Below are 14066 nucleotides of genomic sequence, written 5' to 3' on the forward strand. Positions count from 1 at the left end.
CGCTTGCCGAGGTGCCGGCCGGCGTGCTCGCCGACCGGTTCCCCGGCTGTGGCGCGCTCGTCGCGGTGGGAGTGCCGCAGGCGTCGCGGTCGCGGTGTGTGGACTGGTGGGCGGCACCGGGCGTGCGGGTGCTTGCCGCCGGGTTCGCGATCTGGGGTGTCTGCCGGACACGATCGGGGCGCTGTTCTACGGCGGGCTCGTCGCGCTCGGTGTGCAGGGCCTCGTGATCGAAGTCGTCGAGCGGCCGTCCGGGCGGCCAGGGTCGTCCTTCGATCACACGGCCCACGGATGGACTGCTTCGTGCGGGTGCCGGGGCGGGTCGACGCGGCCGGGCTGGTTGCGCAGAGTACCCGGCGCCGCTGCTCCCGACCGGCGGCTCCGCCCTGGCCGGCTGGGGGAGCGTCGGCGCCTGCCTGTGCGGTGCCCTCCTCGTGCTCCGCCTGCCGTCCATGAACGCTCCAGCCCCGGTCGAGCAGGACCCGGCTACCGGGCGACGCCGCGGGACGGGCGGCTGCGCTGGTCGTGCGCATCGCCGTCCTCGCCCCTGGGCGTGGCGGTCGGCTGGACCCGGGCCGTTCTCGTGGTCACGCTGGGTGGCGCAGTCGGGCCGGCGTCGTCTCGTACACCTGCGGCATCCGCGGCAAGGCACAGCCGGCGCTGCTCGTCGCGGCCGCTCGGCCTCGCCGCGGCCTGGGTTCCGCGCGCCGGCCGGGGGCGAATATGGCGTGAAAGTTACCTTTTGCCGAATGAAGTGAATGAATTCGTGCACGGATGCGGACCGTAGAGGCGGTGATCGCACCGTGTACGGGTGGGTGTGCGACGAACTCCGCAAAGCGCTCGATTGCCGCAAAGCGGCTGGTCAGGCCATGATGACATGTCCTTGCAAGGTATTCCTCATTAGGCAGCAAACAATCTACGGTGAGGGCAGGCCGATGGCTCCCCTCGCCAAAAAGCCTAAATGGGACCTGCCCCGTGCCGATGGGGTGTTTACGGGTGTCACTGGGTAGCGTCGGGGCCGCCACCGTAACGGTCGGGAGGGATGCGTGTCGCCGCGTAGGGTGCTGGCCGGCTACTGCGGGATCATGGCTGTCCTTGTGGCGGCCAATTTCGCGCTGCCCGCGCTGCACCTGATCCTGTGGTCGGCAATCGGCCTCACCAGCGTCGCGGCCATCCTGACCGGCGTCCACCTCCACAAGCCCCGCCGCCGCGCCCCGTGGTTCCTGCTCGCGGGCGCCGTCGCGTCGTTCATCACCGGCGACCTCATCGCCGACGTCCTCACGCTCGTGCTGGACCGGCGCGGCTTCCCGTCCGTCGCCGACGCCTTCTACCTCGCCGTCTACCTGCTGATCGCCGCCGCCATGGTGGGGCTGATCCGCATGGGCGTCGCCCGCCGCGACCCGAACGGGCTCTACGACGCCGTCACCGTCACCGCCGGGCTCGGGCTGCTGTCGTACATTTTCCTGATCCGGCCGTACGTCGAGGATCCCGCACTGTCGGTGCTGGAGAAGGGCATCTCCATCGCCTACCCCCTCGCCGACATCCTCGTGCTCGCCGTCGGTGCGCGGCTGATCACCGCCGTGCGGCGTGGCTCCGCGCTGCTGCTCCTGGCCGCCGGCGGGATCGGCCTGCTCAGCGCCGACGTCGGGTACGGGCTGAAACAGCTCAACGGCGTCTGGGAGACCGGCGGCCCGGTCGACCTGGGCTGGGCCACGTTCTACGTCCTGTGGGGCTTCGCGGCGCTGCACCCGTCGATGCGGGAGCTCACCGAGCCCAAGGTCCACCGCGCCGGCGAGGAGCACTTCGGCCGCCTGATCGTGCTCGGCCTGTCCCTGTTCATCGCGCCGTGCGTCCTGTACTTCGAGATGCGCGGCGGGGAGGTCCACGACGCCACCGTCATCGCCGGCTCGTCGGTGCTGCTGTCCGGGATGGTCCTGCTGCGCCTCGGCCGCGCGATCAACGTCCAGCGGCGGGCAGCGCAGCGGGAGCGGCGGCTGCGCCGGGCCGGTGCGGCGCTGCTCATGGCGACCGACGAGCCGGGTGTCACCGCGACGGTACGGACCGCGATCGCCGAGCTGCTGCCGCTCGGCCGGCCGCACCGGGTCGTGCTCGCGCCCAGGAGCGACCCGGGCTACACGGGCGAACCGGCCGGCGCGACCGGTGGTGCCGTGTCGATGCCGTACACCCGGAAGCTCGACGCGTCGCTCGCCGAGGAGCTCGGCGACTTCGAGGTCACGCTGTGCTGCCCACTGGCGCCGGTGGAGGGCCGCGAGTCCGGGCGGGCGCTGTACGTCGCCGCCGACGAGGTCACGCTCGTCGGCGTGCAGGAGGCCGCGCAGATCCTCGCCACCCAGGCCGCCCTCGCCCTGGAGCGGATCGCGCTCGGCGAGGAGATCGGCCGGCGCAACAGCGAGGCGTACTTCCGCACCCTCGTGCTCAACACCGCCGACGTCATCCTCATCGTCGGCGACCACGACCAGATCCGCTACGCGAGCCCGTCCGCCCGCGCCCTGTTCGGCAGCGACGAGCTCGACGGCACGCCGCTGCCGATGGCGTTCGCGAAGGAGAGCGTCGTCGAGGTCGACCGCCGGCTGCACGAGCTGCGCACCCGCGGCGTCGACCGGCCCGGCGAGGACCTGCGTGTCGTCGGCGCCGACGGGCGGCCCGCGCTGGTCGAGGCGACGTTCCGGGACCTGCGCGGCGAGCCGACCGTCGGTGGCGTCGTCGTCACCCTCCGCGACGTCACCGAGCGCAGCCGGCTGCAGGCGGAGCTGTACCAGCGGGCAACCTTCGACGCGCTGACCGGCCTGCCGAACCGGGAGGTGTTCCTCGGCCGCGTCCAGGAGGCGGTCAGCTCCGGCGCGGAGAGCGGCGCGACCGTCGGCGTGCTCATCATGGAGGTCGACGACTTCAAGGTCGTCAACGACACCCTCGGCCACGGTGCCGGCGACGCGCTGCTCGTCGCGGTCGGCAACCGGCTCACCGAGGCGCTGCGGGCCGTCGACGGCTCCTACGGCGCGGCCGGCACCGTCGCCCGGCTCGGCGGCGACGAGTTCGCGGCCCTGGTCCGGCGGGCCGGCAGCGCCGCCGACGTCGAACGCGTCGCCGAGAAGGTCCTCGCCAGCTTCGCCACGCCGTTCGAGCTGCCGCACGGCGAGGTCACCGCGACCGCCAGCATCGGCGTCGCCACGACCGCGGAGGCCGCCGACGCGCAGGACCTGCTGCGCCACGCCGACCTCGCCGTCTACGTCGCGAAGGACGCCGGCAAGGACCGCTGGCGGCGCTATGAGTCGTCGCTGCACAGCGCCGTCGTCGAGCGGCACAAGCTGCGCGCCGACCTGGACCGGGCCATCGCCGACGGCGCGTTCCTGCTGCACTTCCAGCCGATCGTGGCGATCGGCGACGCCCGTACGCACGGCTTCGAGGCCCTCGTCCGCTGGAACCACCCGACCCGCGGCATGGTGCCGCCGGCCGAGTTCATCTCCGTCGCGGAGGAGAGCGGCCTCATCGTGCCCCTCGGCGCGTGGGTGCTGCGCAACGCCGTGGAGGCCGCCGCGCAGTGGCGCCTCCTGCACCCCGGCGAGGACGTGTACGTGTCGGTCAACGTCTCCGCCCGCCAGTTCCGCGGCCGGGAGCAGGGCTTCGCCCGCTGGGTCCTCGACGAGATCGACCGGATGGGCCTGCCGCCGGCGAGCCTGCTGCTGGAGATGACCGAGAGCCTCCTGCTGCACGACGACGGCGAGGTCGCCGCCGAACTCGCCGCGCTGCGCGAGGCCGGCGTGCGGATCGCCATCGACGACTTCGGCACCGGCTTCTCGTCGCTGTCCTACCTGCGCCGGCTGCCGGTCGACGTCCTGAAGCTCGACAAGAGCTTCATCGACACGATCGCGTCCTCCGCGGAGCAGCACGCCGTCGTCGACATGATCGTGCAGCTCGCAGTGATTCTGCAACTGCAGGTTGTAGCTGAAGGAATCGAGACGGCGGCTGAGCGCGATCTTCTGGTGACGATGGGTTGCCATCTCGGGCAGGGTTACTTGTTCTCCCGCCCGTTGAGCTACGGTGACGCGAGTCAATGGTTGTTGGAGGAAGCGTCGGGGCTTCAACGGGGAAGTCGGACGGCGGCCTAAGCACCACGGCCCTCGGAGGACTTGTGCTCGAACACCTCGCCGCCGCTGTCGACGACGACCCGCGGTTCAGCGGCATCGCCCACCTGCGCGCCAGCAGTCGCTACTACGACGCCGTCATCGACGAGATCGACGGCCGCCGCATCCGCGTCGGGGACCACTGGCTCACTGACTGGGCGTCGTGCAACTACCTGGGCTTCGACCTCGAGCCGCAGATCATCGACGCCGTGGAGTCGCAGCTGCGCCGCTGGGGCACGCACCCGAGCTGGTCACGGATGCTGGGGAACCCGGCACTGTACCCGCGGATCGAGGAGCGCCTCGCGGACCTCCTCGGCGCCCCGGACACGCTGGTCCTGCCGACCATCACCCAGATCCACCTGTCGGTCATCCCGGTCCTGGCCCAGCAGGGCACGGTGCTCGTCGACGCCCGCGCGCACAAGACCATCTGGGACGGCTGCGTCCACGCCCGCGGCCTCGGCGCGACGCTGAAACGGTTCAAGACGCTCGACGAGCTCGCCTCGCTGCTCGCCACCGACCTGCCGAGGCCGGTCCTGGTCTGCATGGACGGCGTCAACAGCATGACCGGCAACATCCCGCGCATCTCGCAGTACCTGGAGCTGTGCCGCGCCCATGGGGCCGTGCTCTACGTCGACGACGCGCACGGCTTCGGCGTCATCGGCGCCCGCACCGCCGACGAGACGTCGCCATACGGCTCCGGCGGCAACAGCATCGTGCGCTACTTCGGCGAGTCCTACGACGACCTGGTGCTCGTCGGCGGGTTCTCCAAGGCGTACTCGTCGCTGCTGGCCTTCCTCGCGGTGCCGACCGTGCTGAAGAACCGCCTGAAGGCGTCGGCCGCTCCGTACCTGTACTCCGGCCCGTCCCCGACCGCGTCCCTGGCCACCGTCCTGGCCGGCTTCGACGTCAACGCCGAGCGCGGCGACAAGCTCCGCGCCGACCTGCACCGCATGTCCACCCGGGTCCTGCGGCACGTCCGCGACCTGGGCATCTTCACCCCCAACGTCGACGACACGCCCATCATCGAGCTGCCGATCGCCCTGGACCGCGACCTGGTCGAGGTGTCGGAGCAGCTGTGGGACCGCGGGCTGTTCGTGACGCTCGCCCCGTACCCCGGCGTGCCCCGCGACCAGGTGGGCTTCCGCGTGCAGGTGACGGCCGCCAACACCGACGCCCAGATCGACGAGCTGAACGCCGCCATCACCGACCTGGCCGCCGCCGACGTCTTCCAGTCCGCCCGCGAGTCCAGCGCCAGCTGAAGCTGTATTTCCGCCCCACCGGGTGGTCGTCCGCCGCGCCTCCATGATCCCGAATGGTTCCGGCAGCTCTGGCTGCCGGAACCGCACGGGATCATGGGAGCGGGCAGGTGTGGCGGCTCAGCGCTGTGAACCTTCCGTTGCAGACCCGGAATGTCCGACACCGGAGGGAGTGGCCCCCGACTCGGTGCTGGGGTTTTCATGATCCGGAAGAGTTCTTGTCGCCAGAGCGACGAAAAGTCTTCCGGATCATGGAGCCCGCCCAGCCACCGCGGCGGCCGGCCACGGTATGCCGCGCACGCGGATTCCAGCCCGCGGCACGCGCGGCTGTGCGCCGCGCAGCGGCGCATTGGGGGTCCGGGGTGAGGATCCCCCGGCGGGCCCCGCCGCGGCAGCGGTGGGGAGGTGAGCTGTAGCCGAAGGCTACCGGCGGGAATCAGGCCGGCGGAGGGTGGCGAGGATCGAGTCGCGGACGGCGGAGCGGCCGGCTTCCTGGGCGCCGAGGAGGGCGGCGTCGTCGGTGAGGGTGCTGGTGGCGATCGACGTCTCCAGCGGGGCCGCCTCCGCCAGGGCGGTCGCGACCGCGGTGCTCAGGACGGGACCGCCGGCCTGGCCGACCTCGCCGCCGATGACGACGAGCGGCGGGTCCAGGACGGCGACGACGGCCGACAGGCCGATCGCGATCCGGCCGGCGAGCGTGGTGATGAAGCTGCGGGCGGCGTCGTCGCGGTCGGCGGCGCGGGCGACGGCGGCGGCCATGGTGCCGGCGGCGGTGTCCTCCTGGATGCCGTACTCGGCGGCGAGGTCGAGCACGGCGCCGCCGCCGACGAGGTCCTGGAAGTCGACGCGGCCGGTGAACCCGCGGCCACCGGTGACGCCGGGCAGCATCATCGGCATGTAGCCGATCTCGCCGGCGCCGCCGCGGGCGCCGCGCAGCAGGGTGCCGCCGAGGTCGATGGCGAGGCCGAGGCCCGCCTCGCCGAGCCACAGCAGGGCGAAGCTCTCCGCGTCGCGGCCGGCGCCGTGGGCGCGTTCGGCGACGGCGGCCAGGTTGACGTCGTTGTCGACGCCGACGGGGACGCCGAGGCGGCGGCGCAGGTCGTCGATGAGCCCCGGGCGGCTCCAGCCGGGGACCTCCACGTGGTGCAGGACGTCGGTGCGCGGGTCGAAGGAGCCGGCGACCGCGATCTGCACCTGCGCGACGGGGTCGGGGGCGATCCTGGCCTCCTTGCACACGTCCTGGACGGCGTCCACGACGGCGGAGACGGGGTCGGTACGAGTGAAGTCCACAGCCAGGTCGAGCCGGCCGCGGACGGCGCCCGCGAGGTCGGTGACCGCGGCCGTGACGGCCGGCAGCGACGAGTCCGACGGCTCACCGAAGGTCCGGTCGCGCACGGACAGCGCGACGGAGTACGCCGCGTCGGGGTTCACCGCGTACACCTCGGCGTTGGGTCCCGGGCCGGCGCTGACGTAGCCGACGACCGTGACGAGCTTCGCCTCGGTGAGCCGGCGTAACGCCTCGGAGATCGTGGGCTTGGACAGGCCGGTGAGCTCACGCAGGTCACCGCGCGTGAGAGGGCCGCGTTCGAGGACATGACTCAGGGCCGCCGCGTCGTTCATGGCCCTGAGCAGCTTGGACGATCCGCCGAGGTGCGTCATGGTGGCTCGAACCGTATGGGCGTCCGTCGGCGGGTGTCAATCGCCACTCGCGGTCGGGTGGCCATCACTTAAACTCGCTAAGGAGGACAAAGCGACGAAAAGCGGGTCAAAGGTATGACGGTCGATCCGGAGCTGCTGGCGGCGGCGCTCGACCAGCTCGGCACCGGGCTGCTCGTCACCAGCGCCGACGGCACCGTCGTCGTGGCCAACCAGGCGACCCGCGACCTCCTCGGCGAGCAGGCGACCGGGAGGAAGGTCGGCGACACCGTCGCGGCGGCGATGGCGGCCGGGGACAGCGGGCGCTGGTCGCCGCGGCCCGGGCTGGTCGTCGAGTGGAGCTGGAGCGAGCCGCTGCTGCCCGGCACCCCGCACGAGGGGCGCTGCCTGGTGCTGCGGGACGTGTCGCACCGCATCGCCGACCGCGCCAGGCTCCGCCGGCAGAACCGGGCCCTCGCCGAGCTGGTCGCGATGAAGGCCGAGTTCACCGCCGCCGTGTCGCACGAGCTGCGCACCCCCGTCACGTCGATCGCCGCGATGTCGGAGCTGCTCGGCGAGGAGGTGACCGAGCCGGACCCCCTCGCCGCGCCGGTCGCGGCGGTCGCCCGCAACGCGCAACGGCTGCTCGGCCTCATCGACAACGTGACGGAGCTGGCCCGGATCGAGAACGCCGCTCCCGCCGGTACCGGCGAGCACGTGCAACTGGAGAAGATCGTCGCCGAGGCGCTGCCGGGCTGGACCGGTGCCGCGACGGCCGCCGCCGTGCACCTGACCGCCCACGCCGACGACGACGCCACGGTGCGGGGCGAGCGGGCGCTGCTGCGCAGGCTGGTCGACGCCATGATCGGGATCGGGCTCGCCGCGGCCGAGCCGGGCGCGCTGCTCACCGTCGGCGTCGCGGCCACCGGCGGCGGCTGGCGGGTCACCGTGCCGATCGGCGGCCGCGGCGGCGACCGGCTCTTCACGTCCTCCCTGCCGACCTCCACCGCGACCGGCGACGGCGTCCGGCACGACTCGACCGCGCTGATGCTGTGCCGCGCCATCGTCGCCCGGCACGGCGGCCGGCTGACCACCGACACAGACCAGGAAGGCGCCACGGTGCTGGCCGCGCATCTGCCCGGTTAACACGCATGGAAGACTGCGGCACCATGCTGCACTTCGTATGGGGCATCGATGTCCCCGGCACCGGGCCCCTGCGCGAGGAGCTCCTCGAGAAGCACTGGGCGTACATGGACGGCTACGTCAAGGAGCTCACCGCCCGCGGCCCGACGCTGAGCGAGGACCGCACCGAGGCGACCGGCAGCATCCACATCGTCGACCTGCCGGACCTGGCCGCCGCGCGGGCGTTCGCGTTCGACGAGCCCAACTACCGGGCCGGCGTCTACGATCCCGTGCTGCTGCTGCGGTACGAGGACACCCTCGGCGGCACCATGTGGCAGCACGCCTCCGGCGCGGGCTCCGGCTTCCTGCTCATCGGCCACGCCACCCCCGGCACGTCCCCCTCGGCCGCCGCCGCGCCGAGGCCCGGCACCCTGGCCCGCGGCGAGCTGTTCTCGCACGACGACGGCGGCTGGCTCGGCACCGCCGTGCTGGTCGAGGCCCCGGCGGCCGACGCCGGCTTCCTGGCCGGCGGCTACGAGGAGGTCGAGATCCACCCGTGGCAGATGGGCGGCCGCCGGTAACGGCTCCCACCCCTGCGGATCAAGCCGCGGACGTGTACGGTGCCGGTCGATTGATTCAACGCGAGGGGAGCGCGGGTGCCATGCACATCAACGACTTTTTGAGCGCGATCCCGATCGGTCTGCTCATCGGTGTCCTCGGCCGGCTGGTCCTGCCGGGCCGCCAGTCGATCGGCCTGTTCATCACGTTCCTCATCGGCGTGGGCGCGGCCCTGCTTGGCACGCTGGTCGCCGAGCTTTTCAACGTCGACGACAAGGCCCTCGTGAAGCTCTGGAAGATCGAGTGGAGCTGGTGGGAGCTGGGGATCCAGGTGCTGTTCGCGACGATCGGCATCGGGCTGGCCAACATGCTGACCTACACCAGGCTCGCCTCCGGCAACCCGAAGCCCCGCAAGCGCCCCAGCCGCCCCCGCCGCCGCAAGAAGGCCGAGGACTAGGCCGGCCCGGGACGGTCGGCTGCTCGCCGGCGCCACACCCGGCGGGGCTGGTTTTCCTCGCCCGGAGGGGTGGTCGATGCCGGTCCCGCGAGGGAAGTTGGATGCATGGACAGACCAGTGGTCGCCGGCGTCGACGGGTCCATGGCGAGTCTTGGCGCGGTGCGGTGGGCCGCCGACGAGGCTGCCCGGCACGGCCGGACGCTGCGGATCGTGCACGCGTTGACCTGGGAAGGCCACGCCGACGGACAGGGGATCGTCCTGGACGCGGCCGCCGACGCCCGGGCCTGGCAGCCGGGCATCTCGGTGGAGACGGTCACGGTGGGCGGCCGGCCGGGCCGCGTCCTGCAGGAGCAGTCCCGGTACGCGAGCCTGGTGGCGATCGGCGGCAGGACGCACGACGGCGGCCTGATGGACTCGTCGGTCGGTGCCTCCCTCGCCGCGTACGCCCACTGCCCGGTCCTCGTCGTCAACCGCGGCGAGCTCTGGATCCCCGAGGACGCGGCCGGACCCCCGACCCCCGAGCTGCCCGAAACCAGCCGATGGGAACTCCCGGAGATGCGACCGCACTTCGGTGGCGGGGCTCGCTACGTCGCGCCCGGGGGCGGTCAGATGCAGTACGGGCCGGTCGGCGCAGTCACGCGCCGCGGCGCGCGGCACGCTCACGGCAGGCCGTGTCCGGACCGGGCTGGCCCCGGCGCCGACCCGATGACCGCCCGGCCGGGCACCGCGCCGGTCGTGGTCGGCGTCGACGGCTCACCGTCGGCCTGGCGCGCGCTCGAGTTCGCCTACGACGAGGCCCTGTCCCGGCACGTCCCGATGGTCGCCCTGCATGCAGGGCGGGCCCGGCCGCACGCCGCCGTCCAGGCCGAGCTGGCCCCGTGGCTGCGCGGGCACGACGACGTCGACGCCACCTTCGTCGGGTCCGACGAGCCGGTCGTGGAGGCCCTCACCCACGCCGCCGACTCCGCCCTGCTGCTCGTCCTGGGCGCGCACCGGGACAGCTGGTTCGAGAACCCCCGGCCCAACCCCCGCACCCAGCTCATCGTCCACCACGCCGCGAGCCCGGTCCTCGTCACCCGCAGCGTGTGACCGTCTCCATGGCCCCGGCATGGCCCCGGCGCTGGAACCCGCCGAGGTCAGGCGCTGGGCGTCATGATGACCAGGCCGAGGCACATCTCGTCGCTGGTGCCGTCACCCCAGACCACGTAGCGGGGGGCGGTGCCCTTCAGCTGGGGCAGCTGGCCGCGCAGGGCCGCGTCGTGGGTGCAGGTGACGCGCAGCGTGTCGCCGGGCTGCAGGACGACGGGCTTGGCGAGGGGATGGATCGCCTGGTCGTCGAAGTTGTACCGGGGGACGTCGAGCAGCGTCTGCGCGCCCGGCTTGCCGGGGTTGAGCTCGATCCTGATGGAGCGGCCCAGCAGGTGCATGTGGCCGGCCACCGCGTACACCGTGGACCGGCGCGGCACGGGAAGGTCGCAGTGCTGGGTCGGGCCCGCGGCCGGCGGGGCGCCCTTCGCGCACAGCTGCAGCAGCCGGTCGGCCTGGCCGCCGACCTCCTCGCCGAAGCGCTTGCCGACGTCGGTGACGGCCGCGGCGCGGTCGCACAGCGGGCCTGACTCGGCCGGCGTGCACGGCAGCTCGATCGGCGCCGGCAGCAGCGACGTCTGCAGCGGCGTCATCGCCGAGGTGGTGTCGTTGAGCCGCAGGCGGATGCTCGACTGGTCCGCGCCGCCCGCCTGGCCGCCGGTGGCGAGCAGGTTGTAGTGGATCTGCATGACGATGAGGCTGCCGGGCGGCATCGGGTAGCCGAGGTTGGGCGCGAGCAGCGTCTCGTTGGCGCCCGGCGCCCAGGACGCGACCCACGTGTCGCCCTCGACGCCCGAGTCGCCGAAGCACGTCCAGCCGTCGCCGGGCGTGCCGGCGTCGAGCCTGCGGGCCTCGTCGGCGGAGCCGGGCGCGATGCGGAAGAAGATCGCGTGGTGCACGATGGCGGCGTTCTGCGGCAGGAACTGGCTGCCCGTCAGGTACGCCTCGCTCGTCAGCTTCGGGTCGACCAGGAAGCACCGGTACTCGTCGGTGCCGCCGTTGGGTGCCTTCGGCGTGTACGACGCCGGCATCGACAGGCTCTGGAAGCGTTCCCCGGCCCGCAGCGGCTCGGCGGGTGGGGCGGAGAAGTGCCCGCTGTGCGCCCCGCTCGCCGGTGCGCCGGCCGGCGGGGTCGAGGGTGCCGACACCGTGTCCTTCGGCCCGCCACACGCCGCGAGCAGGACCACCGCCGCGAGCGCGACCAGCTTCTTCATCGTTGCCTCCCCGTGGACGACGCCGGTATTGAATCGATGTCGATGATTCTCTCCGGATTCGTGCGGCACATCCGGGGTTCTCCCTGATAGTGCCCCTCCGGGTCAATCGACTCGATGGGCAATGGTGGATGAGGACTTCTTGCGGCACGATGTGGAAACTTTGCCGCCGAAAGTCGAAAACTGAGGAGGGCCGGCGATGGTTGTTGCGCCGGAACGGTTGGTCGTGCGGTTCGAAGGCGACGGCTCCGGCACCGGGCCGCTGTCATGGGGGCAGCTGGAGAACTGGTCGGCGATCGTCAAGCAGGGCACCTGGCTGCCGCTCGGCGGGGTCCGGCCGCTGCCGCCGGGGACGACGCTCGACGAGGTCGTCGACGAGGTCCGCTACCTGATGAGCCGCTACCAGCCGATGCGGACCAGGGTGCGCACCGGCGCCGGCGGCCACCCCGAACAGGTCGTGCACGCGTCGGGCGAGCTCACGGTCGAGGTCCACGACGCCGACGACGACACGGGCGCCGCCGGCGCCGGTGACATGGGCGCCGCCGGCGCCGGTGACATGGGCGCCGCCGGCGCCGCGGATCTGGTCGCCGCGGCCGTGCACGAACGGCTCAGGGACACGCCGATGGACTTCGCCGCCGAGTGGCCGGTGCGGTACGCCGTCGTCCGGCGGGGCGGCCGGCTCACCCACGTGGTGCTGCTGGTGAGCCACTTCGTCACCGACGCCGCCGGGGCCGTCACGATGATGACCGAGGTCGCCGCCCGCACCGCCACGCCGGTCGCCGGGCTGCAGCCACTGGCGCAGGCCGGATGGCAGACGTCACCGGCCGGTCGCCGGCACAACGAGCACGCCCAGCGCCACTGGGAGCGGATCCTCCGGGACGTCGACCCGGTCAGGTTCCCGCCTCCGGCCGAGGTGGTGTCGCCACGGTACCGGCAGGGCGAGCTCACCTCCCCGTCGCTGCCGGCGGCGGTGCGGGCGATCAGCGACCGCGGCGGCGTCGAGTCCGCGACGGTCCTGCTCACCCTGTACGCGGCCGCCCTGCACAACGTCCTCGGCGTCGACCCGGTCGTGATCCGGCCGATCACCAGCAACCGGTTCAGGCCCGGCCTCGCCGACGTCGTCTGCACCCTCGCGCAGGCCGGCCTGTTCCGCATCGACGTCGGCGACGGCCCGTTCGAGGACCTGCTACCTCGCGCGGGCAGGGCGGCGATGTCGGCGTACAAGTACGCGTACTTCCACCAGGCGGAGATGGCCGACCTCGTCGACCGCGTCGGCCGGGAGCGTGGCGCGCCGATCGAGCTCGGCTGCTACTTCAACGACCGCCGCGGCGCCGGCCCCGCCCCCGACGCACCGGCGGCGTTCCGGTGGGTGGCCGCGCAGGAGGCGCCGACGTTCGAGCCATTGTTCGTGCACGTCGACGACGCGACCAGCGACGGTGCCGAGGCGCTGCGGCTCACCGTGTACCTGGACACGGCCCACGTCACCCCGGCGTCCGCCGCGGCGGTCCTGCAGGCGATGGATGAGCTCGCGTCGAAGGCCGCCGCGGTGCTGTAGGCGCGCTCGCCGACACCCGACGCGCTCGGTGCCGGCCGGCGTGGGGTCTTCGTGGCGGCTGTGTGCTCGTGGCGGCCGGGCACTCGGTGGCTGGCGCGGCGCGGTCCGTCGCGGCCGCCTTGAGAGGTGGTCAGGCCCAGGCGGCGGGGGCGGTGCCGTAGGACGGGGGCAGGCGGGGCCAGCTGAGCGGCACGTCGTCCAGCGCGCCGGGCGGGGCGACGCCGGTCCAGCCGTTGCCGAGCGGCACCAGGTACGGCGCGACCGGCGTCTCGACCGGCGGCGCCCCGCCGAGCGGCGCACCGATCAGCCAGGCGGCGGTCCGGGCCAGGGACACTTCGACGTGCGCGGCGACCCCGGTGCGCGCCCGCTCGGCGAGGGCGGCCAGGGCTCCGGCGGCGACGAGGTACCCGGTCGCGTGGTCGAGCAGCTGGCACGGCAGCGCCCCGGGCCGGCCGGACGCGTCCCTGGTCAGCCAGCCGATCCCGGTCGCCACCTGGACCAGGCTGTCGAAGCCGCGCCGCGCGCCCCACGGACCGCCGGTGCCCCACGCGGACAGGGTCACCACGACCGTGCCGGGGTGCCGCTCGGCGACCTGGTCGGCGTCCAGGCCGAGCCGGCGGAGGGCGCCCGGCCGGTACCCGGTGACGAGCACGTCGGCACCGTCCAGCAGCCTGTGCAGCGCCGCCGGGTCCTCGCCGGCGTCCAGCAGCGCGCTGGCCTTGCCGAGGACGCCGTCGACGGCGAGCCCGGGCAGCTCCGGCCGCGCGGGGTGGTCGACCCGCAGGACGTCGGCGCCGAGCGCGGCGAGCATCCGCGTGCCGACGGGACCGGCGATGACCCGGGTCAGGTCGAGGACCCGGATCCCGGCGGCCGGCAGCGACGCCCGCGCACCGGTGTCGGCCGCCCGCCCGGCCGCGGTGCCGGTCGGTGCGGCGCGCCCGGGCGGGCGGGACGCGGTGCTGGTGGCGTGCCCGAGCGGGCGGGACGCGGTGCTGGTGGCGTGCCCGAGCGGGCCGGTCGCGGTGCTGGTGGCGTGCCCGAGCGGGC

At 73.4% G+C, this 14066-nt stretch carries 11 protein-coding genes; 7 read left to right on the forward strand and 4 right to left on the reverse strand.

Features of this window, described 5'->3' with window-relative positions; genetic code table 11:
- Positions 1-286: hypothetical protein (locus tag ACFY3L_RS18570; protein ID WP_389324915.1), on the reverse strand; the 286-nt coding region annotated here is incomplete at its 3' end.
- Positions 287-1082: 796 nt separating this feature from the next.
- Here ACFY3L_RS18570 and ACFY3L_RS18575 point away from each other — a divergent pair.
- Together ACFY3L_RS18575 and ACFY3L_RS18580 are read left to right on the forward strand one after the other, a co-directional pair.
- Positions 1083-4124 carry an EAL domain-containing protein gene (locus tag ACFY3L_RS18575; RefSeq protein WP_389324918.1) on the forward strand — a complete coding sequence of 1014 codons (3042 nt, stop codon included), beginning with the start codon at positions 1083-1085 and terminating at the stop codon, positions 4122-4124.
- 23 nt (positions 4125-4147) lie between these two features.
- Positions 4148-5398: an aminotransferase class I/II-fold pyridoxal phosphate-dependent enzyme gene (locus tag ACFY3L_RS18580; protein WP_389324921.1), complete on the forward strand. Its 1251-nt coding sequence runs from the start codon at positions 4148-4150 to the stop codon at positions 5396-5398.
- Positions 5399-5818: 420 nt separating this feature from the next.
- On the opposite strand, the gene ACFY3L_RS18585 is transcribed toward ACFY3L_RS18580, so the two are convergent.
- Positions 5819-7054, reverse strand: coding sequence for an ROK family protein (locus ACFY3L_RS18585; protein WP_389324924.1), 1236 nt, complete (start codon positions 7052-7054; stop codon positions 5819-5821).
- A 114-nt stretch (positions 7055-7168) separates the two neighbouring features.
- On the opposite strand from ACFY3L_RS18585, the gene ACFY3L_RS18590 reads away from it, so the two are divergent.
- The 4 genes from ACFY3L_RS18590 to ACFY3L_RS18605 all read left to right on the forward strand — a co-directional run bounded on the left by ACFY3L_RS18590 (position 7169) and on the right by ACFY3L_RS18605 (position 10256).
- The gene (locus tag ACFY3L_RS18590) at positions 7169-8176 is read left to right on the forward strand and encodes a histidine kinase dimerization/phospho-acceptor domain-containing protein (RefSeq protein WP_389324927.1); all 1008 of its coding nucleotides are present in this window, start codon (positions 7169-7171) and stop codon (positions 8174-8176) included.
- Between the two features lie 23 nt (positions 8177-8199).
- Positions 8200-8733 (forward strand): YciI family protein, encoded by a 534-nt coding sequence (locus tag ACFY3L_RS18595; protein WP_389324930.1) that lies wholly within the window; start codon positions 8200-8202, stop codon positions 8731-8733.
- 80 nt (positions 8734-8813) lie between these two features.
- Complete coding sequence (locus ACFY3L_RS18600) at positions 8814-9167, forward strand: GlsB/YeaQ/YmgE family stress response membrane protein (RefSeq protein WP_389324933.1); 354 nt, start codon at positions 8814-8816, stop codon at positions 9165-9167.
- A 105-nt stretch (positions 9168-9272) separates the two neighbouring features.
- Complete coding sequence (locus tag ACFY3L_RS18605; protein ID WP_389324936.1) at positions 9273-10256, forward strand: universal stress protein; 984 nt, start codon at positions 9273-9275, stop codon at positions 10254-10256.
- Between the two features lie 47 nt (positions 10257-10303).
- Here the strand turns inward: ACFY3L_RS18605 and ACFY3L_RS18610 are convergent, their stop codons facing one another.
- Entirely contained in the window at positions 10304-11467 is a 1164-nt protein-coding gene (locus tag ACFY3L_RS18610) for a monooxygenase (RefSeq protein ID WP_389324939.1), read from the reverse strand.
- A gap of 196 nt (positions 11468-11663) precedes the next feature.
- Here ACFY3L_RS18610 and ACFY3L_RS18615 point away from each other — a divergent pair, with 196 nt between their 5' ends.
- Positions 11664-13019, forward strand: coding sequence for a condensation domain-containing protein (locus tag ACFY3L_RS18615; RefSeq protein WP_389324942.1), 1356 nt, complete (start codon positions 11664-11666; stop codon positions 13017-13019).
- Between the two features lie 130 nt (positions 13020-13149).
- Here ACFY3L_RS18615 and ACFY3L_RS18620 read toward each other — a convergent pair.
- Positions 13150-14066, reverse strand: a 917-nt coding sequence (locus ACFY3L_RS18620; RefSeq protein ID WP_389324945.1) for a CoA transferase, incomplete at its 5' end; no start/stop codon positions are given.

This window comes from Dactylosporangium sp. NPDC000521 (assembly GCF_042898305.1).
Lineage (GTDB): Bacteria > Actinomycetota > Actinomycetes > Mycobacteriales > Micromonosporaceae > Dactylosporangium.